Raw genomic sequence first — 23,652 nt, forward strand, 5'->3', positions numbered from 1 at the left:
CGCTTAATAAGCTGCCACAATCTCAGCAATCACCGTTTCATCGCTCAAACCAGTGTAATGACGCACCGCTTGTTCTACCCCATTTTTTGCAATAAATTCGGTTAATTCGACCGCTTGTGGGTCTTCTTCATTACGATAATGCAATGCCATTACCGCACCTTTCACTAAATTAGTATGTGGTAAGCCATATTCTAACGTACCTCTTAACGGCTTGATTAAGCGGTCATTTTCACTTAATTTACGAATTGGTTCACGCCCAACGCGGTTTACATCATCATTCAAATATGGATTTGCAAAGCGTTTGAGAATTTTCTCAATATAAGCGGCATGGGCTTGCGCATCAAACGCGTAACGTTTAATTAGCACGGCTCCGCTTTCTTCCATTGTCGCTTTCACTTGAGCTTTAATTTCTTCAATGGCTATCGCTTGTTTAATCCACTGTACACCCGCTTGTTTACCTAAGTAAGCACAGATCAGATGTCCTGTATTTAATGTAAACAACTTACGTTCTACAAATGCCATTAAATTATCGGTTAATTCCATTCCTTTAATGACGGGAATTTCGCCTTTAAATTGGGTTTGATCCACAATCCATTCACTAAATTCCTCAACCGTCACCTCCAACGGATCATTTGGATTACTTTCCGCAGGCGGTACAATTCTGTCTACGGCAGAATCCACAAAGCCCACATATTTTTCCACTTCTGCTTGCTGTTCTGCGGTTAAATTTTCAAAAATTTTACGCTTAAAAAACGAAGTGCCTCGTACCATATTCTCACATGCAATAATGTTCAATGGTTGAGTATTACCGCTTTCAACACGAGCCGCTAATGCTTTAGCAAATAGTGGTGCAATAAAACCGAGCACATTTGGGCCAACCGCTGTGGTAATCAGCTCAACACTTTTTACTTTCTCCATTACCGCTTGTTCATCTTTGGAGTTAATCGCTTCAATATTGCGGACAATTTCAACACGACTATCATCACCGACAATTTTCACACCGTATTGCTGATTTTGGTTGATTTGATCAATTTGCGCTTGATTGATGTCGGCAAAAATCACGTGGATACCTGCATCTGCTAATAATTTACCGATAAAGCCGCGCCCAATATTACCTGCGCCGAAATGAAGTGCATTCATTGTCATTTTTCCTATTGTCTATTTAGTGGTGGCAGACCTATTGCCTGCCCGAAAAACATGGGCGAACACACTTGCTCGCCCCTACGATTTTATTTACCCAGTAATTTTAACACTTCCTCAACATCATTTGTTGATGTTAGGGTTTGCATTGCTTGCTCATCATCAAGCGCATTGGTCAAACTACTTAAAATTTGGATATGCTCATTGCCTCTTGCCGCAATACCGATCACCAATCTAGCTACGCCATCTTCTTCATCGGTAAAACGTACACCATTTGGATATTGGCATACCACGATCCCTGTTTTTAGCACGCTGTCTTTTGCTTCTAATGTGCCATGTGGAACCGCTAAGCCTTCACCAAGATAGGTGGAAACCTGCTCTTCACGGGCAAACATTGCGTCCACATATGCCGGCGTAACAAAGCCTGCTTTCACCAACTGCTCACCAGCAAAACGAATAGCTTCCGCTTTATTTGCGGCTTGTAAGCCTAAGAAAATTTGTTCTGCTTGCAAGGTTAAGTTTTCGCCCTCAATTTTTGCAGAACTTTCGCTATTTTGCACCGCTTGCCCACCTTGCTTTTGGCTTAAATCAGTAACTAGGCTGTCATAAAATGCCCCATCTAAGAAGTTAGAAAGTGATAAATGCTGTGCATTTGGTACTTGTTTTGTTGCTCGAGCGGTTAAATCTTGATGAGTAATCACCAACTCCGCATTACTCGGTAAATCATTGATTGCAAGATTTTGTACTTCAATGTTTAAACCGGCATTTTGCACTTTCTTACGCAACATACTTGCGCCCATCGCACTTGACCCCATACCTGCATCACAAGCAACATAGATTTTGCTGATATTGCCATTTGCCACAGCACCACCCTTGCTTTGTGCTTTCATTGATTGCATTTGAGATTGGGCATCTTCCAGCGAACCCTCACCTTTTTGCATTTTAAGCAGTACTGAGGCAATCGCAAAAGTTACCGCGCAAGATAAAATCACCGAAAGGATCACTGCAAAATGCGCACCTGCAGGAGTCATCGCTAATACTGCAATAATCGAACCTGGAGAAGCCGGAGAAACTAAGCCACCGCCTAATAATGAATTAGTTAATACCCCAGTTGCTCCACCAGCAATAACCGCAAGAATTAGACGAGGATTCATTAACACATATGGGAAGTAAATTTCGTGAATACCACCTAAGAAATGGATGATTGATGCACTACCTGCACTCTGTTTTGCTGAACCTTTACCAAAAAACATATAGGCAAGTAAGATCCCAAAACCAGGGCCTGGGTTTGCTTCAATTAAGAAAAATATGGATTTACCCAACTCTGCCGATTGTTGAATACCCAGAGGCGAGAAAATACCGTGGTTAATCGCGTTATTTAAGAAGAGAATTTTTGCTGGCTCAACAATAATTGATGTGAGAGGCAATAAATTTGCTGCAACTAGCGCATTTACCCCTGCTGCAAGTAAATCAGAAAGCTGAGTAACTAATCCCCCGATAACTGCATAAGAAAGTAGAGCAAGTAGCATACCAATGATACCGGCAGAGAAATTATTTACCAGCATCTCAAAGCCACTTTTTACTTTGCCTTCAATGGCTTTATCAAAGGTTTTGATTGCCCAGCCACCAAGAGGGCCAACAATCATCGCACCTAGGAACATCGGGATTTCAGAACCTACAATGATACCCATTGTAGTAATCGCTCCCACAACCGCGCCACGTTCACCGCCGGCTAATTTACCACCTGTATAACCAATTAAGAGGGGCAACAAGTATTTGATCATCGGTCCGACTAATTCGCCTAGCGACTCATTTGGCAACCAACCTGTTGGAATAAAGAGTGCAGTGATGAATCCCCACGCAATAAATGCGCCGATATTCGGCATCACCATATTGGATAAAAAACGCCCAAAACCTTGGACTTTAACTTTTAAATTAGAAGACATAAAAACCTCGAAAAAGAGAGATTAAGTGAATAAAACATAGCCAAAATAGCACCCTTTGGGAAAGTCACCAATTTGATTTGGTCAAAAATGTGAAGTAGATCACACTCATATTGGTGGCATTTTTAAAAAAATGTGATCTACCTCTCAAAAATTCACTTATTCAAAAAAATCCTACTAATTTGCAGAAATCTTATGGCTTTTTACATTAAAACATTGATTTATTGCTCACTTTTGGCTTTAATGCTTGCCCGATTTTTGATTTCGTTATTTTTAGTATAAAAAAGAGGCAATTATGGCAGAAAGTTTTAGCGTTACTCGTCGTTTTTTCGATGATAAAAATTACCCTCGTGGTTTTGCTCGTCACGGTGACTACACTATCCGCGAATCACAAAATTTAGAACAATTTGGTCAAGCTTGCTTAGCATTAGAGAGTGGTGAACGCCAACCCGCAACGGCTGAAGAAGAACAATTTGTTGCTGTTGTAAAAGGCGAACGTGTTGCTGAAACCGCGCTAGAAAAAGTTTGGATTAAATACCGTACTCTAACCAGCAAAAGTAAACGTATCTATACGCTGTCCGGTGATGTAAGTGGCGATGTGGGTACTGGCGACGATTCTGAGTAATTTATACAATCTTCCCCTATAGGGGCGAATAAATATTCGCCCCTCATTATTTCTGAGAACTGCGATGATCCTACCTATCTCCCAATATCCTGATTTACTTGCAAAAAAAACCGAAAAACTGACCGCTTTACTTGCCCCATTTTCCTCACCCGCATTAGAGGTTTTTGCTTCTGAAACAAGCCATTTTAGAATGCGTGCGGAATTTCGTGTTTGGCACGATAATGGCGATCTGTATCATATTATGTTCGACCAAGAGACTAAGCAGCGTTACCGTGTCGATGAATTTCCTATTGCTTCACAGCTGATCAACCGTATGATGAAGGCAATACTCGCCGAAATTAAAGGCAATGAAATACTCACTCGCAAGCTATTTCAGATCGACTATCTTTCTACATTAAGCGGACAAATTGCTGTTTCAATGCTCTATCATAAAAAACTAGATAGCGAATGGGAAAGACAAGCAGAGATGCTGAAAAAGCGTTTGGAAGGCATCGGCTTCAACCTGCAACTTATTGGACGAGCAACTAAACAGAAAATTGCTTTCGATCACGACTACGTAGAAGAAATACTGAATGTTGATGGTCAGGATTATCACTATCGCCAAGTAGAAAACAGTTTCACGCAACCCAATGCCAAAATGAATATTCAAATGTTGCAATGGGCAAGAAGCTGCACAGCAAATAGTCAAGGTGATTTACTTGAGCTTTACTGCGGAAATGGCAATTTCTCCATCGCTTTAGCCAATAATTTCCGTAAAGTACTTGCTACCGAAATTTCAACTTCATCAGTCAATTCGGCTCAATATAACATTGAGAAAAACGGCGTGAATAATCTCAATATTATCCGAATGTCTGCCGAAGAATTTACCCAAGCAATGAATGGGGTACGTGCTTTTTATCGCTTACGCGATATTGATTTAAAATCCTACGACTGCAATACAATTTTTGTTGATCCACCACGTGCAGGGCTTGATCAAGCTACCTTAGATATGGTGCAAAGCTATGAGCGAATTCTGTATATTTCGTGTAACCCACATACCTTGGCAGATAATCTTAAACAACTCTGCCAAACTCACCAAATTGAACGTGCCGCATTGTTTGATCAATTCCCTTATACCGATCATATTGAAAGTGGTGTTTGGCTTATTCGAAAATAGGGCGGCTTGATGTTTAAATGGCGTGTCGTTATCGCTTAAAAATAAAGCGTTCATTTCACTCAATGAAATTATCGCTTGACCACATGGCGGTTTATCTCTATTATTCCGCCTGTTTTCAACAGCGGAGGAATGGCAGAGCGGTTGAATGCACCGGTCTTGAAAACCGGCGAGGGTTAATAGCCCTCCGTGAGTTCGAATCTCACTTCCTCCGCCACTTAATTTGATAGCCTGTTGATATTTATTGTAAAAGTCAGCAGGTTTTATTTTTGAAGTTATGCTTTAAAAATAAAAAAGCGTATTCAACTTGGAGGAATGGCAGAGCGGTTGAATGCACCGGTCTTGAAAACCGGCGAGGGTTAATAGCCCTCCGTGAGTTCGAATCTCACTTCCTCCGCCATCTTTAACCCCGTCAGCTTGCTGATGGGGTTTTTTATTGGCTGAAATTTGCTGTTTGTCATGCTACACTTTCGCTAAAATTTTTAATCGGAAACAAACCCATGACTATGCTCAAAATTGCACAACAAGCCAAGCAAGCCAGCATTGAACTTGCTCAATTTGGTAATCTAGATAAAAATCGTGCGTTAATTGCTATTGCCGATGCGTTGGAACAACGTGTTAATGAAATTCTTTCAGCTAATGCGAAAGATATTACATTTGCCCAATCACAGGGGATTTCTGAGGCGATTATTGACCGCTTACTACTCACCCCTGAACGCATTAAGGCTATTGCAGATGATGTGCGTAATGTTGCAAGTCTTGCCGATCCTGTGGGGCAAATTATTGATGGTGGTGTACTTGATAGTGGGCTTAAAATCCAACGTCAGCGTGTGCCACTCGGGGTGATTTTAACCATCTACGAAGCACGTCCAAATGTGACTATTGATGTGGCTTCTCTCTGTTTGAAAACGGGTAATGCCGTGATCTTACGAGGCGGTAAAGAAACTAAATTTACCAATGCCGTGTTGGTTGAAGTGGTGCAAAATGCTCTAGCACAAGCAGGCTTACCTAAATTAGCCGTACAGGCAGTGACCGATCCTGATCGTGCCTTACTGCTCGAATTGCTCAAACTTGATCGCTATATTGATATGCTGATCCCTCGTGGCGGTGCGGGTTTACACCAATTCTGCAAAGAAAATTCAACTATTCCGGTCATTGTGGGGGGCATTGGGGTGTGCCATCTATTTGTCGAGCAATCTGCCAATCAGGCACGTGCCATTGAGGTAATTCGCAATGCAAAAACCCAGCGACCAAGCACCTGTAATACGCTGGAGACTCTCTTAGTACAACGTAGTATTGCGGCGGAATTTTTACCGAAATTGCTCGCAGGCTTACCGAATGTTACCTTCCATAGTGATGATTTCCCTGCCGATTTGCAAAAAACGCCACAAATTCAACCGCTTGATCCCGCCAAACTCAACCAAGAATGGCTCTCTTATGATCTTAATCTGGTTGTGGTGGACGATATTGAGCAAGCGATTGAACATATCCGCACTTATGGTAGCCAACATTCCGAAAGTATTTTGACTGAAAACCACGCCCTTGCTCGTCAATTTGTGCAGCAGGTCGATGCGGCAGCAGTATATATCAATGCCAGCACTCGTTTTACCGATGGTGCTCAATTTGGTTTAGGGGCAGAAGTCGCCGTGAGTACGCAAAAATTACACGCACGAGGCCCAATGGGATTAGAAGCACTCACTACTTACAAATGGGTGTGCGAAGGGGATTATTTAAGCCGTAAATAGTAATACAAGCGATGAAAAATTGGATAAATTTTGCAAAATTATTTGCTCTCCGCATGCAAGAAAATAGAGTCGGCATTTATGCAGGTTATTTAACTTATAGTACGCTACTTTCGATTGTGCCATTAATTATGGTGGCATTTTCGGTATTTGCGCTTTCTCCTATTTTTGATGATGCGGCAAGCCAACTTAAAGAGTACGTTTACGACAATTTCGCCCCCAATGCAGGGGCGATGGTACAAACTTACCTTGAATTATTTGTCAGCAATTCAAAAAAAATGGGCATAGTGAGCATTCTAGGTTTAGTTGTTGTAGCGGTGATGCTGATCTCCAATATTGATAAAGCCTTCAACGAAATGTGGCAAAATACCCCTAAACGTCCACCAGTTCGTTCTTTTCTTGTCTATTTGGGCATTTTGATTTTTGCGCCGTTAATGGCAGGAGCAAGTATTGCAGTGAGCACTTACCTGCTCTCATTGCAAATGTTTGATTTGCAGGGTATAGAAGAGATTATCTCATTGAAAATCTATCTACTGAAATTTGTCCCTTTTCTGCTAACTTGGCTAATGTTTACAATGATTTATAAGCTGGTGCCAAATACTACAGTAAAATTTAAACACGCTGCGCTCGGCGCTTTATTTGCGGGTGTCTTCTTTACGCTCGGCAAACAACTTTTTGTTTGGTATATCACTACCTTCCCTTCTTACCAAGCTATTTACGGTGCACTTGCCACTATTCCGATCATGTTTGTTTGGGTGCAGTTGAGCTGGAAAGTCGTGCTACTTGGCGGACAATTTGCCTCTGTACTCAAAGAAGTGGAGCAAAATAAAATCGAAAATGGGCAGGGATAAGCATCAGCCTCTAAATTTAAACTCTCTCTTTATTAAGGACAAAAAATGATCGCACTGATCCAAAGAGTAAAATGGGCAAAAGTCGAAGTCGAAAATCAAACGGTGGGCGAGATTGCTCACGGTTTACTAGTGCTGCTTGGCGTGGAAAAAGAAGATGGCCAAGCGAAAGCCGATAAACTGCTTGAGAAAGTACTCAATTACCGAGTTTTTCCTGATGAAAATGACAAAATGAATTTAAATGTCCAACAGGCTGGCGGGAGTTTACTGGTCGTGTCGCAATTTACCCTTGCCGCCGATACGCAAAAAGGCTTGCGTCCAAGTTTTTCTCGTGGGGCAGCACCTGCTGATGCCGAGCGTTTATACGACTATTTTCACCAGCAAGCCGCTCAAAAAATTCACACCCAAACAGGGCGATTTGGCTCCGATATGCAAGTGAGCCTGCAAAATGATGGCCCTGTTACTTTTTGGCTACAAGTCTAATGCTAGCACATACGCTCACCTCTCAACTCCACCAACATTTCCCCCAACAGCACGATTTTTTAATCGGGCTAAGCGGTGGCGTTGATTCTGTTGTACTGCTCCATCTTCTTGCTCAATACCCCAATCTCAATCTGCGTGCAGTGCATATCCATCACGGCTTAAGTCCAAATGCAGATCATTGGGCAGATTTCTGCGAAACCCTTTGCCAACAACTCAACATTCCCTTTGAACTGCGTAAAGTGGTAGTAAAGGGGCATCAAGGGCTAGAAGCCAATGCAAGAGCCGCTCGCTATCAAGCAATTAGCGAAACAATCCGCCCAACAGAAGTATTTGTTACCGCCCACCATTTAGATGATCAAGCTGAAACCTTTCTCTTAGCACTCAAACGAGGTAGTGGTATTCAAGGACTGTCCGCAATGCAAGTAGTGAGCAATTGGCAAAATTTTGCTATTTTTAGACCGCTATTAGATGTGAGCAAAGCCGAGATTTTGCACTATGCCGACAGCCAAAAGCTCGTTTGGATTACAGACGAAAGTAATGCCGATAATGGTTTTGATCGCAATTTTCTGCGTAATCAAATTTTGCCCGCACTAAATCAACGTTTTACCCAATTTAACCAAATGGTGGCACGTTCTGCACAGCATTGTGCTGCACAACAGGCATTAATTGAAGAGTTATTAAATGCGGAATTAAGCCAGCGAATCGGTGAACAAAATCAGTTCGATATTCGCGGTTTTGAACACTTTTCTGCATTAAAACAGCAACAACTTATTCGTTTATGGCTCAAGAAAAACAATGTTGTCATGCCAAGCCAAACACAACTACAAGCGGTGATTTCCGAAGTAATTTTTGCCAAAGCGGATCGTAATCCCGAAGTAAAATTAGGGAATAAAGTGGTGAGACGCTATCAGAATGCGATTTTTATTACCGAACCGATGGAAAAAACAAAGCCGATTTCTATTGAAATTCCCGAACCATCATCGGGCGAACACATCGGTTCACCCCTACAAAACATTGTGATTGCTCGCTCATCAACAGAGCTAATTTGCACAATTTCAGGCAAAACTCACCGCTTTCCTATACCCATTGAATTGCAAAATCAGCCCCTTATACTCAAAACAGGTCAAACAGGCAAAATACAGCAGTATGGAAAACCACATCGAGAAGAGCTGAAAAAAATCTGGAAAGCCCACAATGTGCCTGTTTGGGCTCGCTCCACCACACCACTGCTATTTTTTCAAGATAAATTAGTCGCCGTTTTATACTCATAAAAAATGCCACCTTTCGGTGGCAATATTTTTAAATATCAACAGGCGACCATTCCTGTCCTTTCAACGGCGGCAACCAAGCACCACCTTGTTTGCATAAGCCCCAGAGAATATCAGGTATGCCATATTGATCTGCACGGTTTGGATCTAATTCAGTTACGATTTCGTTTTCTCTGCCTTCTTTAATTAAGGTCGCAATCGCAGGGTTTATCATCACTGTTTTACCTAGTGCGATAAATTCTGCCCAACCTGTGTTAAATGCATCTGAAATTTGATCCGCAGTGAATAGGCTACCCACACCAATCAATGGCAGTTTACCGTTAATGCGTTCGTGGACTAATTGCATACGGGTTAAGTTGGTATCTGCGCCACGGCGTGCTTTTTTGTAAAACTCATGAAGCGAAATATGCAGATATTGCAATGGTTTTTCTACTAATGCATCAAGTAAAGCAAAAGTATCTTCCATCGTTAAGCCATTTTCGCCTGCTTCCTCTGGTGAGAAACGATAGCCGATAATGAAATCGGCTTTCTGATGTTTTTCACGCACTGCCGTTACCGCATCAACCACTGCCAAAGGAAAACGCATTCGATTTTCACGACTTCCGCCCCATTCATCGGTGCGTTGATTTGTTTGCGCTGAATAGAATTGTTGGATTAAATAACCATTTGCACCATGAATTTCTACGCCATCAAAACCAGCTTGAATCGCTAAATCTGTCGCATGAGCATAAGCTGCAATCAGTGAATAAATTTCTTCTAGCGTTACTGCTCTTGCGCCAGTTGCAGGATCATCACTTGCCGTGATGAGATCTTTACCATTAAGCAACTCAGCAACCGCTTTATTGCCGCCGTGGTGGATTTGCAAAATTGCTTTTGCCCCTTGTTGTTGAGCTAGCTGTGCTGTTTCTCGCAGACTATTTAGCTGACTGGCATGAATGGCCTCCGGCTGCCCGTGAAACGCTTTGCCTCCATCTGCAACAAGAGTTGCAGCATGGATAAATAAACCAATATCGCCCGCGCGATTTGAAATAAAACGCGCTTCTTGTTCACCTAATGTGCCATCCGCATTTGAGCCAAAATGGGTCATTGGGGCAACAACTAAACGGTTTGAAATCTCTACACCATTATTTAACGTGAAAGATTGGAAAAGATCGGCATGTTTTGGGTTCATATAAACGTCCTTATTTAAATCCTAATATCTGAAAATCTAGATTCATCTTGCACATAAAAAATGCCCGAAGGCATTTTATAACTGCTGATTTAATAACTGTAAAAACTGGGTAGCGGCTTGCGGATTATAACGATAATAAGTCCATTTCCCGACTCTGAGGGATTCCACCAAACCCGCATCACGCAATGCATTTAAATAATTGGATACTACCGATTGTGCTAAACCTGCCTTTTCCGTCAAACGCCCAACGCAAACACCACCAGCAAATTCGCTATCATCAGCTTTAATATGTTCTGGCTCAAAATACTTTTCCGGCTCTTTTAGCCATAATAGCATTTGCCAGCGGTATTCATTACCCAGTGTTTTAAAAATTTCAATTAATTCCATAGGACGGCATTGTATCTATGATTATAGATATGTCAATTTATTAGATGGAAAAAAACCGACCTACAAGCGGTCGGTTTTCTCTAAAAATTTGCAAATTTCAGCTTAAAATTACGCTAATTTTTTGATTTGAGCAGCTAATTTAGATTTGTGGTTTGCTGCTTTATTAGCGTGGATTAAGCCTTTAGACGCCATACGGTCTACGACTTTTTGCATTTCAACGAATGCAGCTTCAGCTGCTGCTTTATCGCCTGCTACTACTTGAGCATAAACTTTTTTGATGTAAGTACGCATCATAGAGCGTTGGCTTGCGTTATGTTGACGGCGTTTTTCAGATTGAATCGCACGTTTTTTTGCTGACTTGATATTAGCCAAGGTCAAACTCCTAAGAATTATCTGTGTAAAAAATAAAAGCATAAACAATGTTTATGCAGACTAGCTAGTTTATATTTTCAACGAGACACGGGCTTGAAAATAGCATCATTCTCGCAAGAAAACATCTTGTGAAAAAGATAGGGGCGGATTTTAGCAGTTTTTTTCAGATTTTCCTACTCAAAACTGCTAAAATTCCGCACAATTTTTCTTAAAGGTTGGATGATTGTGAGTAAAAAATTGCTTAAATCAGGGCTTATTGTCAGCAGTATGACCCTGCTTTCCCGTATTCTGGGATTAATTCGTGATGTGGTGGTAGCAAATTTATTAGGGGCTGGCATGGTTGCCGATGTCTTTTTATTTGCTAACCGTATTCCTAACTTTCTGCGGCGGCTATTTGCGGAAGGGGCTTTTTCTAAAGCATTTGTGCCTGTACTCGCAGAATACAATGCCGAAAATGATCCCAACAAAACCCGTGAATTTATCGCTAAGGTATCGGGGACTCTCGGCGGTCTAGTCACGATTGTTACCCTTGTTGCAATGATTGGTTCACCTGTCGTTGCTGCCTTATTCGGTACTGGCTGGTTTATGGATTGGCTTAATGGTGGGGCAGATGCTCACAAATATGAGCAAGCCTCCGTGCTACTCAAAATTACCTTTCCTTATCTCTGGTTTATTACCTTTGTTGCCCTTTCAGGTGCAGTCCTAAATACGGTAGGTAAATTTGGTGTCATGGCATTCTCGCCTGTGCTTCTCAATGTTGCAATGATTGCAATGGCACTCTGGGGAGCAGATTATTTTGATTCGCCTGATACGGCACTGGCTTGGGGGATTTTCTTAGGCGGTTTGTTACAATTCCTCTTCCAGATTCCGTTTATGAAAAAAGAAGGTTTATTGGTTAAACCTAAATGGGCGTGGCATGATGAAGGGGTCAAAAAGGTACGTAATTTGATGATCCCTGCACTTTTTGGGGTATCGGTAACACAAATCAATTTGCTGATTAACCAAGTGATCGCCAGTTTTCTTATTACTGGCTCAATTAGCTGGCTCTATTATGCCGATCGCTTAATTGAATTTCCACTTGGCTTGTTTGGCATTGCGATTTCCACTGTGATTTTGCCAGCACTCTCTCGCATCGCTAAACAGAAAACGCTAAGTGATGAACAGCGTATTCAACAATTTAAACAAACGATGGATTGGGGGGTACGAATGGTACTATTACTCGGCATTCCTGCAATGATTGGTATTTCGATTCTGGCAAAGCCATTAATGATGACCATGTTTATGCGTGGAAAATTTGGTTTGGAAGATGTCATTGCCTCTTCTAATGCATTATTTGTAATGTGTTTTGGCTTAATCAGCTATATGATGATCAGCATTCTCGCCAACGGTTTTTACGCTAACCAAAACACGAAAACACCGGTCAAAATCGGTATTATTGCAACTATCAGTAATATCTGCTTCGGTGTGTTGGCAATTCCGTTTGGCTATCTTGGCCTAGCAATGGCATCAGCCCTTTCTGCCTTTGTGAATATGAGTTTACTCTATCGTGGCTTATGGCAACGTAACATTTATCAAATTAGCCGTAAAACAGCACTATTTGCGTTGAAATTATTTATTGCAGGCTGTGTTATGGGAGTATCTATTCACTATTTCTCGCCCGATTTGGCTGGTTGGAATAGCCTTTCCTTCTGGGGAAAAATTCACTGGTTAGGTTGGCTGATTGGGCTTGCCGTGATTGGCTATTTTGGCACATTAATTGGCTTAGGCATTCGCCCAAAAGATTTAAAAGCCTAAACTCAAGCGGTCGATTTTGCAATATTTTATACAAAATCGACCGCTCAATACTTAAATGGAATAATCGTCTTTTAATAGATGTTTATATGCAAAGAGATAAGAAGCGCTTACAAAAATAATTCCGCCCGTCACATTACCTAAAAAGACAGGGATCATATTTAAGAAAAACTCACTCCAAGTGACATTTGCTCCAGCCCAGATTCCAGCAGGAATGATAAACATATTCGCAACAAAATGTTGTAAACCAATCAAGACAAAGATCATCACAGGAAACCACATACCTAAAATTCGCCCTGAATTATATTTTGAGCCGAAATAGAACCAAATCCCCATACAAACCATCCAGTTACAGGCAATTGCCGAAATAAAAGCTCGCCCAAAATCCATATGCACTTTAGATTCAGCAATAGCAACGGTTTTTGATAATGCAACACCTTCACTTAATCCAACATAATGTCCTAAAAAGTAGGCTACAGTCACTGCACCAGCCAAGTTGCCTAGACTGACAATAATCCAGTTGCGTGCTAATTTAGACATACTTACTTTTTTGCTAAACTTACCGAGTGCCATCAGCATCATATTACCAGTGGCAAGCTCCCCACCACCTAATAGAATACAAATCAAGCAAATTGGAAATACCGCAGCCCCCAGTAAGTTAGCTAGCCCACCCCATTCTGGTGGAATTCCGCTAACGACTCTTAAATAAGCGAGAAACCCAAAGCCTACATAGCCGCCCCCCAGAAAGCTTAGGATAGCTAACATTTTTAAGCTGGCGTTTGATTTCGCTTGGCTTTTATCAATAATATCTTGCAGAATTTCATAAGGATAAAGATCTCGGTTATGCATAAACATTCCTTTTCAAAAATAAGTGATGTAAAGAATCTAACAACTCAGTCTCAAAAAGAAAAATAATGCTTAGTTATGATTTAGAAGATTTTTTTAGAACAAAAAAGAAATAAAAAAAGAGTTGAGATAAGAATTCGTAATATCATTGATGATTCTTGCAAAAGATTATCAGAATTTGACCGCTTGCATTCCTTTTGCGGGCAAATGCTTAATCACGGCAAGAAAAACAAAAGGCAGACTTTTCAGCCTGCCTTTTCTGCATCTTGCAATGCACAAATAATTAATCTAATTATTTGATGATTTTCGCTACAACGCCCGCACCTACTGTACGACCACCTTCACGAATCGCAAAACGTAAACCTTCGTCCATTGCGATTGGGTGAATTAAGTTTACAGTCATTTTGATGTTGTCGCCTGGCATTACCATTTCAACACCTTCTGGTAACTCGATTGTACCTGTTACGTCAGTTGTACGGAAGTAGAACTGTGGACGGTAACCTTTGAAGAATGGAGTGTGACGACCACCTTCTTCTTTTGATAATACGTAAACTTCTGATTCGAAGTCTGTGTGTGGGGTGATTGAACCTGGTTTAGCAAGTACTTGACCACGTTCGATTTCTTCACGTTTGGTACCACGTAATAATGCACCAACGTTTTCACCCGCACGACCTTCGTCAAGTAATTTACGGAACATCTCAACACCAGTTACAGTAGTTTTGGTGGTTTCTTTGATACCAACGATTTCTACTTCTTCACCTGATTTGATGATACCGCGCTCAACACGGCCAGTTACTACAGTACCACGACCAGAGATTGAGAATACGTCTTCGATTGGTAATAAGAATGGTTTATCAATCGCACGCTCTGGCTCTGGAATGTAAGAATCTAAGTGACCTGCTAATTCAAGGATTTTTTCTTCCCACTCTGGTACGCCGTTTAATGCTTGTAACGCAGAACCACGTACGATTGGTGTGTCATCACCTGGGAATTCGTATTGAGAAAGAAGTTCACGAACTTCCATTTCAACTAATTCTAATAACTCTTCGTCATCTACCATGTCGCATTTGTTTAAGAATACGATGATGTATGGAACACCTACTTGGCGACCTAATAAGATGTGCTCACGAGTTTGTGGCATAGGACCGTCTGTTGCTGCTACTACTAAGATAGCGCCGTCCATTTGTGCTGCACCAGTGATCATGTTTTTCACATAGTCCGCGTGTCCTGGGCAGTCAACGTGTGCATAGTGACGAGTTGCGGTTTCGTATTCAACGTGTGAAGTGTTGATGGTGATACCACGCGCTTTTTCTTCTGGTGCATTGTCGATTTGGTCGAATGCACGAGCTGAACCACCGAAGTGTTTTGCTAAAACGGTAGTAATTGCTGCTGTTAAAGTGGTTTTACCATGGTCAACGTGACCGATTGTACCCACGTTTACGTGGACTTTATCACCACGGTTAAACTGTTCTTTTGCCATTTTTAAGTTTCCTTTAAACAAAACTAAGGTTACGATGGTACGTTACCACTACCACATTAACCTAATGTAGAAATTGATAATAAAATTCGGAAAAGAAGAATATAGAAAGGAAAAGTGGTGCTGATAGGCGGATTTGAACCGCCGACCTCACCCTTACCAAGGGTGCGCTCTACCAACTGAGCTATATCAGCGCTTGGAGCGGGCAGCGGGAATCGAACCCGCATCATTAGCTTGGAAGGCTAAGGTAATAGCCATTATACGATGCCCGCTGTTCTAAATTCGTCTGTCCCATTAAAGCAGTTTCAACTAAACAGGAATGGTGGTGGGAGAAGGATTCGAACCTTCGAAGGCTGAGCCAACAGATTTACAGTCTGCCCCCTTTGGCCGCTCGGGAACCCCACCACATTTAATTGAAATCTTGTTTACTTAAGCAGTAATGGTGCCGACTACCGGAATCGAACTGGTGACCTACTGATTACAAGTCAGTTGCTCTACCTACTGAGCTAAGTCGGCGTTGCGTTGTCGTAAGCAAGTGATGCGCATTATAGGGATTTCCGAAAAGCTTGCAAGCATTTTTTTCAAAAAATTTAGAAAATCCGTTTTTTCGCTGATAAAACGCGCAAGTTGCTGTTTTTTTAAGTATTTTTCGATTTTTACTTTAATAAATACCCCAAAAGTGGCATTTATATTGTATATTTCCCATCTACTTCAGCAGATTACGCTGATCATTTGTTAAGAGAAATCGGAATGTCTAAACAAAAAGCTACCGCAATTACGCCATTTTTAACCTTTGACCGAACTCAATGGGCTGATTTGCGTAAATCCATGCCTTTAACATTGACCGAACAAGATTTAAAACCCTTGCTTGGCTTTAATGAAGACTTATCCTTAGACGAAGTGAGCACTATTTACCTGCCACTAGCCCGCTTAATCAACTACTATATAGAAGAAAACCTCAAACGTCAGGAAGTATTACATAAATTTTTAGACGTTCAAGCACCCAAAGTTCCCTATATTATTAGTATTGCGGGGAGTGTATCCGTTGGGAAAAGCACCTCCGCCCGAATACTACAGGCACTACTTTCACAATATCCAACCACGAGACAAGTTGATTTAATCACTACAGATGGGTTTCTTTACCCACTTGCCACCTTAAAAGAAAAAGATTTGTTAAAACGTAAAGGTTTTCCAGAGTCTTACGACATTCATCGTTTAGTACAATTTGTCTCAGATATAAAATCGGGCAAGCACAATGTGCAAGCCCCGATTTATTCGCATTTAACCTACGATATTATTCCAAATCAATTTACCACCGTAGATCAGCCCGATATTGTCATTTTAGAAGGTTTAAATGTACTACAAAGCGGTATGAACTACCCTGCTAGCCCCCATAATGTTTTTATTTCGGATTTTGTGGATTTCTCCATTTACGTTGATGCTGATGAAGAATTATTAAAACAATGGTATATCAACCGCTTTTTAAAATTCCGCCGAGGCGCATTTTCTGATCCGAATTCCTATTTCCATCATTATTCGAAGTTATCGGAAAAAGAGGCAATTGAAACCGCTTCGAGTATCTGGGATGAAATCAATGGCTTAAACCTACGCCAAAATATTCTCCCCAGCCGTGAACGAGCGAATCTCATATTGCATAAGGGTGAAAATCACGCAATTGAAACAGTTAAGTTAAGAAAATAGCGATGAAACCAAGCGGCTTTCAATTTAAACAATTTTTTATCGCACACGATAAATGTGCGATGAAAGTCAATACAGACGGCATTCTATTAGGCAGCATTGCAGACATTCACAATGCGAATACGATTTTAGACTTAGGGACAGGTACAGGGCTGGTCGCGATTATGCTTGCCCAACGTTCAAATGCATGGATTACTGCGCTCGAAATTGAGCCCAATGCCTTTCAACAAGCGGTCGAAAATGCCCAAAACTCTGCATTTTCCCCACGTATTTGCATACAACAGCAAGATATTCTCACGTTTGCTTCAGAACAAAAATTTGACCTCATTGTGGCAAATCCACCTTATTTTGAGCATAGTCTAAGCGCGAAAACGGCTGAGCGAAATCTCGCAAGAGCGGTTGCTGGTTCACATTTTGCTTGGCTGAAAATTGCCGCACAGCAGCTTAACCCACTGGGTAAAATTAGCTTTATTCTGCCCGCTGATATGGCAGAAAAGCTAATCTCCCAATCCTATTTACTCGGCTTATATTGTGTGGAGCAATGGCAAATTGCCACAAAGACCGGCAAATCAGTAAAACGCATTGTTGCAACTTTTAGCCGCAATCAGAGCGCTTGTCAAATACATCAACTAGATATTTATGATCATACTCATCAATACAGTGCAGCTTTCAAAGCACTTACCCAAGATTTTTATTTAAATTTCTAGGGATGGGATAATTCATATTAAATTACCTTTAGTTTTCAAAAATGTCTGTCACCAATTTAGTTAAGCAATCTAGCAACATTAACTCCGCATTTACGGCATTGATGCATTGTAAATCCTGTTGGCATTGCTGAATCAGCTGATACCCTAGCACTAATTGATTAGCGGATAATGCTTGGCTAAATAGGCTAATGCCGTTATACAAATCGGGATTCATCCAGCCTACAGCAATATTCAACTTCGCTTTTAAACTATCGGCAAAAAAGCTCTCTAGCCACTCAAGCTGCTGTAATACTTCATCTTTTTCCTTAGAAAATTCGGCATACAACAACCAAACATCCCGGCTTTTAAAAAAGCGCCAGAAATTCTGCAAAAAAGCTTTTCGCACTGGCAAGCGGTCATTTTCTAAGAAAATTTTGCAAAACAATGGGCGATTATGGTTTAAGCGCAAGGCAATTTCCAACTCTTCTAAGCTATGAGTTGGGAATTTGGCCTGTAACCAATCAAAAGCTTGTGTTTCATTTGGCGCATTAATCAGCCATGTTTGGCAACGGCTTTGAATTGTAGCAAGCATTGGCTCTTGCAATGGTGCTTCTAATAAGAAATAAACATTGGCTGGAGGCTCTTCTAATGTTTTGAGTAACGCATTTGCAGCAGATTCCGTCAATCTCTCAGCATTTTTCAAGTAAACAACGGTATTGCCTCCTTGCTGTGCAAATTGTTGCAACTTGGCTGTCAATTCACGAATTTGCTCAACACCAATATCTTTATTCTCAATCGACTCAATCAAATGAAAGTCGGGGTGGTTGCTACTCGCCCAAAGCAAACAGCTTTTACACTGCCCACACGGCTCTGCTCCTTGCTTTTCCAGACAAAACAGCCAATGAGCAAAATGGCGAATGAAATTTTCCGTCCCTAGCCCCGCTTCAGTTTTAAACAATAAAGCATGATGCCCCCGCCCGTTTAAAAAAGTATGGGTAAGTTGAGTGTAAATGTTTCTGTGCCAAGGATAGAGTTGCATTTTGTCTTCTTCATTATCCGTAGGGGCAAATAATTATTTACCCCTACATTGTTTATCAATCGCTGTTTTAATCAGCTAAATTCTGAATACCTTTAATCGGTAACATCAGTGTGTCACCCACAAGGCTAAATGGGAAATCGATAATAGAGAGTGGTCGAAAAATCACTAAGCCCATACAGCCAGCACCGTGACATGGCCCCCAAACTTCGATATTGTATTTAGTACCGCTATAAGGCTCTTTACTATCCAAGGTTAAGATTGTGCTACAACCTGTTAAAACAGGGGTTAATAATAAGAATGCAAGCCATTTTTTCATTTTGAGCTCCTATTTTGCAAATTTTAAGAAATTTTCGACCGCTTGTTGAATATCGGCGGAGACTTTTTCAATCGGCTGTTCAGCATTGATAATCACTGCTTTTGGGTTGTTTTGGGTTAATGCAAGGTAACGCTCACGAGCACGGTGAAAGAAGTCGATATGTTGCTGTTCGATGCGATCTAATGCTCCACGTCCTTTGGCTCGTTCTAAGCCAATTGCAGGATCTAAATCTAAATAGAGCGTGAGATCAGGCTCAAAATCACCCAAAATTGCTTTGCCGATGGTTCCAACCAAATCCACAAGCCCACGTCCGCCACCTTGGTAGGCTTGGCTGGAAAGATCGTGGCGATCCCCTACTACCCATTTTCCGCTAGCAAGGGCTGGCTGGATAATGGTTTCAACAAGTTGTGTACGAGCTGCATACATCATCAGCACTTCTGCTTTATCCGTTGTCGTCTCTCCATTAACCCCCTCTTTCCATAATGTACGTAGGGTTTCTGCAATCGGTGTACCACCCGGTTCACGAGTGGTAATAAATTCAATTCCATGTGAGCGTAACGTCTCACATACAACTCGCTGAGCATTACTTTTACCTGCTCCTTCTAGCCCTTCAATGACAATAAATTTACTTTTCATCTATTTTCTTCCTTGCTCAATCTTACGCCATTCGATAACGGCCCTATTATGTTCTTCTAATGTGCGACTGAATTTGTGTCCACCCGAACCATCTGCTACAAAATAAAGATAAGCGGTATTATCTGGCTGAGCAACCGCTTTGATAGAAGCCAAGCTTGGCATTGCGATCGGCGTTGGCGGTAAACCTGTAATCACATAAGTATTATAGGGCGTTGGCCTATTAATATCTGATTTATAGATTTTCTGATCATAACAACCACATTTGCCATATAAAATGGTGGGATCAGTCTGTAATAGCATTTTTTTGTTTAAGCGATTGATAAACACCGAAGCGACTTGCGGTCGCTCTTTAGCAATCCCTGTTTCTTTTTCCACAATCGATGCCAGAATTAACATCTCATAAGGATTAGCAAGCGGTAGATTTTCCGCCCTTTTTTGCCAAGCGTCATCTAAATCTTTCTGCTGTTTTTGATAAGCACGTTTTAGCACATCAATATCGTCGGAATATGGCACATAGCTATAGGTATCAGGAGCAAACCAACCTTCTAATTTGTCATGAGGAATGCCTAATACTTTTGCTATTTCTGTTTCACTTTTATCCGCAAGAGTTTGATTAAGATATTTTGCTTGCTTTAATTGCTCACGCCAAACAGTAAATGTTTTCCCTTCAATAAACTGGATATTGAGTTTTATCTCCTTACCACTACTAATCTTTTGTAGCAGATCTTTTACATTAGAAACATTTTCGAATGAATAGACACCTGCTTTGAACTTCGCGAATTCGGGGTAAACACGTAAAAGAAGAGAAATAAAACGCTGCTCATCCTCAGCAATAATACCTTCAGTTACCAACTGCTCAATAAGCTTATTGCCATTGGTTCCTTTTTCCAAAACAAATAGTTGTTCGGCATTTATGTGTAGTGGACGTAGCGCAATGCTATTGAGCTTTTGCCATATATAGCCTAACGAACCAAGTAGCATTAATGTAGCAACGCCGCAGATAATTAATATTTTTTTTAACATATCATTTAACTTTTTGTGTTATCCATAACCATATCACCGCATATACTTTACAAAAAACCATTAAAAATGGAATTAATTTGCATTTTTTGTTGCAAAAGAATAGTATAGCCGCCGTTTTTTTAAAGGAGAATATAATGTCTAAAACAAAATGTTATTTTAGTAAAAGCCTAATTGCAATGGCTATTTCGGCTGTTTTAGCGCCAACTTATGCCGCTAAAGCTACAACTACAAACAACCCGCAACCAATTATTCAACTCTCCGATAACCTGAGTGCAAAGTATAGCGGAAAAGGCGTTAAATTAGGGGTAGTCGATGGTGGTTTTGTTCCAGAACATCCACTTCACAGTGATAAACTTCACATTTCTACTTTTCAGCTAACCTCTCCGGAAGGCAAACTGAATACCTACGATCCTAACTATCGCCAACCAGATTTTCAAATTACCGTGAAAAACGGTGAATTGGGTTTCATGATTGGATTTGAAACGCATGGTTTAGGTGTATCAGGCTTGATTGGTGCAAAAACAGATGAGCAAACAGGTTTTAAAGGTGGAGTAGCGAAAGATGCTGAACTCTATATCGCAACGAATACTCGCAATCGTACTCTGGAAGAAGTACTAAACGATGCTGACGACGAAGAAGAAGAGGAAGAAGAAGGAGATAAGGCACCTGACTTCGATAAGCTAGCAAAATCTGATTCCTTACTTGGTACAAACGCAAAAAGTGCTTTCCAGCGCATAGAATTAGCTACCGCGCTTAATAAATTAACTGAAAAAAATTTACTTGCCATAAACAATAGCTGGAATGCAGATCCAATTAGTAAAAATATAGAGGATATCGATCATTTCTATCAAGCGGTCACAAAAGATAAAAAAAATCCGCTTGTTCAAGCTTTAATAAATGCTAAAAACCGTGACACTTTACTCGTGTTTGCAAACGGTAATGAAAGCTCCCCCCACCCTGGTATTGTAGCAATGTTGCCTCGTTATATTCCAGAGCTGGAAAGACATTTCATTGCGGTCGCATCGGTTGATAATAAACGAGAAATTACTGAATATTCTAACCGCTGTGGGGTGAGTAAAAATTGGTGTATTTCCGCTCCAGGTAATTTAGATGTGCTCAATGCTGAAGCTGGTGAAAATGATACAACCGTATATGGGCTCTCAAAATCAAAAGGCACCTCACTGGCGTCACCTGTTGTTACTGGCTCATTAGGTGTTGTCAAAGAGCGTTTTGATTATCTCACTCCAACTCAAATCCGCGATACATTATTGACTACAGCCACTGACTTAGGCGAAAAAGGGGTAGATGATGTCTATGGTTGGGGACTTGTTAATCTAAAAAATGCCGTTAATGGACCAAGCCAATTTTTAGGTGATGAAACAGTGACTATGACACGTAATGACCAGTGGCACAACCCATTCTCCAGCCAATTTAAATTTACCAAAAAAGGAGACAAATCGCTTAGCTTAAATGGTGAAAATCACTTTGCTGATCTTGCCATTGAGCAAGGCAAACTTGCACTTAAAGGCAAAACAGTCGCACAAAAAATCAGTAACAATGCTATTCTGGCCGTAGATCAAACTCAAATTGGGCAACACTACCACTCAACAGTAGCAAGCCAACTCGAAATATTAAGTCACAATGGTCTTATTGCTACAGGACAAGCAAATGTGAATTTAGCTGGCTCGCTCAAAATTGCCGATAAATTAACAGAACAGAGCAAAGTTGGAGACACGTCAGCCACCGTCGTTCAACTAAAAGACAAAGCAACTTACCAAGGCGGCTTTAAAAAATTAGTTGCAAATGCAAATCTAAATAAACGTGGCTTAATGCAAGATCTTTATTTTAAAGACACCGAGATCATCGCAAAAGTAAACAGCAATAAACCAATTAGCGATGCTAATGCTAATGCAACAGGCCAAGCTGGGCTTGCGGTTTTAAATGCATTAAGAACGGCACCTATCGCATACCGCCGTGGTTTATACAACGATTGGCTACAAGCGGCATTAGAGCAGCACAAACTAGATAACTTACATTATGCGGTATCCAACAATATCTATGCAGATAGTATTGAGCTGTTACGTAGTCAAAATGCGAAGGGTTTAAATCAAGCCCAACAAAATTTATTTACGGCATATCACACACCGCAAAAAACAACTGTCTGGGCAGGACACTTATACCAGAAGCAATCTGACTCAGCTAAACATAAAACAGCCGTAAAACATAACCAGTCACAATTAGGCTTAAGCCATAAGCCAGCAGATAAGGTAGTATTGAGCGCAATGCTATCACAACAAAAAGACCGCTTGAACAAGCCATTTGCCCAAGCGACCTTAAAACAAACTGCATTGAATCTGGGGCTCCGTTATGCATTAAACGATGCTTGGTTTAGCGAAGCTGCACTACAATTTGCTCGCCAAAAATATCAACAAACACGCCACTTTGGTAGCTACCAACTTGGTAGTGCAAAAAATCATGGCGCAACGTTAGGTGGAGAAATTCGCCTGGGCTACCAATTCACACCAAATCAATGGGTAATTGAGCCAAGCCTTGGCATACAATGGTTACAAACCAAAATGGATAGCCTCAATGAACGTGGAGAACTTGCCAGCAAAACTGCAGCAGTGCGTTACAACGATGTCAATCTTGTACCAAGTGTAAAACTACAACGCACATTCCAGTTTGAGCAAGGCAGTATTTCTCCATATGTCGGACTCAACTATTTGCATAGAGTAGGAGGGAAAGACACTAATATTACTAGCTATATCGCTGGAAACACATTACACAACTATCTCGGTGTAAAACGCGATCGCCAATTAAATAGTGAAGTGGGTTTAAAACTACACTATAAAAATTGGTTTGCTTCAGCAAATCTTGATTATGATCGTGTGAAATCTGCCAATATGTTTGGTTGGAAAGCAAACTTAGGCTTAACGTTCTAAGTTAATCGTGAATAGTAAAAGGGGACTGAAAGCGCTTTTCAGTCCCCTTTATTTTATCTTTTGCAA

Annotated in this window: 21 protein-coding genes and 6 tRNA genes; 12 read left to right on the forward strand and 15 right to left on the reverse strand. The window is 41.0% G+C overall.

Annotation, left to right across the window (positions count from 1 at the left end):
* Nucleotides 1–3: 3 nt before the first annotated feature.
* Both F542_RS09500 and F542_RS09505 read right to left on the reverse strand, forming a co-directional pair.
* Nucleotides 4–1,140, reverse strand: coding sequence for a mannitol-1-phosphate 5-dehydrogenase (locus F542_RS09500; RefSeq protein WP_025267409.1), 1,137 nt, complete (start codon nucleotides 1,138–1,140; stop codon nucleotides 4–6).
* Nucleotides 1,141–1,229: 89 nt separating this feature from the next.
* Nucleotides 1,230–3,086, reverse strand: coding sequence for a PTS mannitol transporter subunit IICBA (locus tag F542_RS09505; protein WP_015431711.1), 1,857 nt, complete (start codon nucleotides 3,084–3,086; stop codon nucleotides 1,230–1,232).
* Nucleotides 3,087–3,378: 292 nt separating this feature from the next.
* Between F542_RS09505 and F542_RS09510 the strand changes: the two genes are divergently transcribed.
* The 8 genes from F542_RS09510 to tilS all read left to right on the forward strand — a co-directional run bounded on the left by F542_RS09510 (nucleotide 3,379) and on the right by tilS (nucleotide 9,205).
* Nucleotides 3,379–3,708 (forward strand): DUF413 domain-containing protein, encoded by a 330-nt coding sequence (locus F542_RS09510; protein ID WP_015431710.1) that lies wholly within the window; start codon nucleotides 3,379–3,381, stop codon nucleotides 3,706–3,708.
* A gap of 64 nt (nucleotides 3,709–3,772) precedes the next feature.
* Nucleotides 3,773–4,864: a tRNA (uridine(54)-C5)-methyltransferase TrmA gene (trmA, locus tag F542_RS09515; protein WP_015431709.1), complete on the forward strand. Its 1,092-nt coding sequence runs from the start codon at nucleotides 3,773–3,775 to the stop codon at nucleotides 4,862–4,864.
* Between the two features lie 123 nt (nucleotides 4,865–4,987).
* Nucleotides 4,988–5,078: transfer RNA gene (locus F542_RS09520), tRNA-Ser, on the forward strand.
* Nucleotides 5,079–5,170: 92 nt separating this feature from the next.
* A tRNA-Ser gene (locus F542_RS09525) sits at nucleotides 5,171–5,261 on the forward strand.
* A 100-nt stretch (nucleotides 5,262–5,361) separates the two neighbouring features.
* Nucleotides 5,362–6,606: a glutamate-5-semialdehyde dehydrogenase gene (gene proA / locus F542_RS09530; protein WP_015431708.1), complete on the forward strand. Its 1,245-nt coding sequence runs from the start codon at nucleotides 5,362–5,364 to the stop codon at nucleotides 6,604–6,606.
* A gap of 11 nt (nucleotides 6,607–6,617) precedes the next feature.
* Complete coding sequence (locus tag F542_RS09535; protein ID WP_015431707.1) at nucleotides 6,618–7,454, forward strand: virulence factor BrkB family protein; 837 nt, start codon at nucleotides 6,618–6,620, stop codon at nucleotides 7,452–7,454.
* Nucleotides 7,455–7,499: 45 nt separating this feature from the next.
* Nucleotides 7,500–7,934: a D-aminoacyl-tRNA deacylase gene (dtd, locus tag F542_RS09540; RefSeq protein WP_015431706.1), complete on the forward strand. Its 435-nt coding sequence runs from the start codon at nucleotides 7,500–7,502 to the stop codon at nucleotides 7,932–7,934.
* Nucleotides 7,934–9,205: a tRNA lysidine(34) synthetase TilS gene (gene tilS / locus F542_RS09545; RefSeq protein WP_015431705.1), complete on the forward strand. Its 1,272-nt coding sequence runs from the start codon at nucleotides 7,934–7,936 to the stop codon at nucleotides 9,203–9,205. The genes dtd and tilS overlap by 1 nt, the downstream gene beginning before the upstream one ends.
* Nucleotides 9,206–9,233: 28 nt before the next feature.
* Here the strand turns inward: tilS and F542_RS09550 are convergent, their stop codons facing one another.
* The 3 genes from F542_RS09550 to rpsT all read right to left on the reverse strand — a co-directional run bounded on the left by F542_RS09550 (nucleotide 9,234) and on the right by rpsT (nucleotide 11,132).
* Nucleotides 9,234–10,373, reverse strand: coding sequence for an NADH-dependent flavin oxidoreductase (locus tag F542_RS09550; protein WP_025267410.1), 1,140 nt, complete (start codon nucleotides 10,371–10,373; stop codon nucleotides 9,234–9,236).
* 75 nt (nucleotides 10,374–10,448) lie between these two features.
* A complete protein-coding gene (locus F542_RS09555; RefSeq protein ID WP_025267411.1) occupies nucleotides 10,449–10,760 on the reverse strand; it encodes an ArsR/SmtB family transcription factor in 312 nt (103 codons plus the stop codon).
* A gap of 108 nt (nucleotides 10,761–10,868) precedes the next feature.
* Nucleotides 10,869–11,132, reverse strand: a complete 264-nt coding sequence (gene rpsT / locus F542_RS09560; protein ID WP_015431702.1) for a 30S ribosomal protein S20 — start codon at nucleotides 11,130–11,132, stop codon at nucleotides 10,869–10,871.
* A 225-nt stretch (nucleotides 11,133–11,357) separates the two neighbouring features.
* On the opposite strand from rpsT, the gene murJ reads away from it, so the two are divergent.
* Entirely contained in the window at nucleotides 11,358–12,926 is a 1,569-nt protein-coding gene (gene murJ, locus F542_RS09565; RefSeq protein WP_025267412.1) for a murein biosynthesis integral membrane protein MurJ, read from the forward strand.
* Between the two features lie 51 nt (nucleotides 12,927–12,977).
* Here the strand turns inward: murJ and F542_RS09570 are convergent, their stop codons facing one another.
* The 6 genes from F542_RS09570 to F542_RS09595 all read right to left on the reverse strand — a co-directional run bounded on the left by F542_RS09570 (nucleotide 12,978) and on the right by F542_RS09595 (nucleotide 15,762).
* On the reverse strand, nucleotides 12,978–13,772 hold the full coding sequence (locus F542_RS09570; protein ID WP_025267413.1) for a formate/nitrite transporter family protein: 795 nt from the start codon (nucleotides 13,770–13,772) through the stop codon (nucleotides 12,978–12,980).
* A gap of 289 nt (nucleotides 13,773–14,061) precedes the next feature.
* Complete coding sequence (gene tuf / locus F542_RS09575; protein WP_025267414.1) at nucleotides 14,062–15,249, reverse strand: elongation factor Tu; 1,188 nt, start codon at nucleotides 15,247–15,249, stop codon at nucleotides 14,062–14,064.
* Nucleotides 15,250–15,364: 115 nt separating this feature from the next.
* Nucleotides 15,365–15,440: transfer RNA gene (locus tag F542_RS09580), tRNA-Thr, on the reverse strand.
* Nucleotides 15,441–15,443: 3 nt separating this feature from the next.
* Nucleotides 15,444–15,518 (reverse strand) — tRNA-Gly (locus F542_RS09585).
* A 48-nt stretch (nucleotides 15,519–15,566) separates the two neighbouring features.
* Nucleotides 15,567–15,651 (reverse strand) — tRNA-Tyr (locus F542_RS09590).
* A gap of 35 nt (nucleotides 15,652–15,686) precedes the next feature.
* Nucleotides 15,687–15,762: transfer RNA gene (locus F542_RS09595), tRNA-Thr, on the reverse strand.
* Nucleotides 15,763–15,996: 234 nt separating this feature from the next.
* Here F542_RS09595 and coaA point away from each other — a divergent pair.
* Nucleotides 15,997–16,947, forward strand: coding sequence for a type I pantothenate kinase (gene coaA, locus F542_RS09600; protein WP_015431697.1), 951 nt, complete (start codon nucleotides 15,997–15,999; stop codon nucleotides 16,945–16,947).
* Between the two features lie 2 nt (nucleotides 16,948–16,949).
* The gene (locus tag F542_RS09605; protein ID WP_025267415.1) at nucleotides 16,950–17,651 is read left to right on the forward strand and encodes a tRNA1(Val) (adenine(37)-N6)-methyltransferase; all 702 of its coding nucleotides are present in this window, start codon (nucleotides 16,950–16,952) and stop codon (nucleotides 17,649–17,651) included.
* 28 nt (nucleotides 17,652–17,679) lie between these two features.
* On the opposite strand, the gene F542_RS09610 is transcribed toward F542_RS09605, so the two are convergent.
* From F542_RS09610 to mltG, 4 genes are all read right to left on the reverse strand, one after another.
* Entirely contained in the window at nucleotides 17,680–18,669 is a 990-nt protein-coding gene (locus F542_RS09610) for a DNA polymerase III subunit delta' (protein WP_025267416.1), read from the reverse strand.
* Nucleotides 18,670–18,736: 67 nt separating this feature from the next.
* Nucleotides 18,737–18,985, reverse strand: a complete 249-nt coding sequence (locus F542_RS09615) for a YceK/YidQ family lipoprotein (RefSeq protein ID WP_025267417.1) — start codon at nucleotides 18,983–18,985, stop codon at nucleotides 18,737–18,739.
* A gap of 9 nt (nucleotides 18,986–18,994) precedes the next feature.
* Nucleotides 18,995–19,621, reverse strand: coding sequence for a dTMP kinase (gene tmk / locus F542_RS09620; RefSeq protein ID WP_025267418.1), 627 nt, complete (start codon nucleotides 19,619–19,621; stop codon nucleotides 18,995–18,997).
* Nucleotides 19,622–20,644, reverse strand: a complete 1,023-nt coding sequence (gene mltG, locus F542_RS09625) for an endolytic transglycosylase MltG (protein WP_025267419.1) — start codon at nucleotides 20,642–20,644, stop codon at nucleotides 19,622–19,624.
* A gap of 134 nt (nucleotides 20,645–20,778) precedes the next feature.
* Here mltG and F542_RS09630 point away from each other — a divergent pair, with 134 nt between their 5' ends.
* Nucleotides 20,779–23,586 carry a S8 family peptidase gene (locus F542_RS09630; RefSeq protein WP_025267420.1) on the forward strand — a complete coding sequence of 936 codons (2,808 nt, stop codon included), beginning with the start codon at nucleotides 20,779–20,781 and terminating at the stop codon, nucleotides 23,584–23,586.
* The last annotated feature ends 66 nt before the right edge of the window (nucleotides 23,587–23,652 follow it).

The sequence above is a fragment of the Bibersteinia trehalosi USDA-ARS-USMARC-188 genome (assembly GCF_000521725.1).
Classification (GTDB): Bacteria; Pseudomonadota; Gammaproteobacteria; order Enterobacterales; family Pasteurellaceae; genus Bibersteinia; species Bibersteinia trehalosi.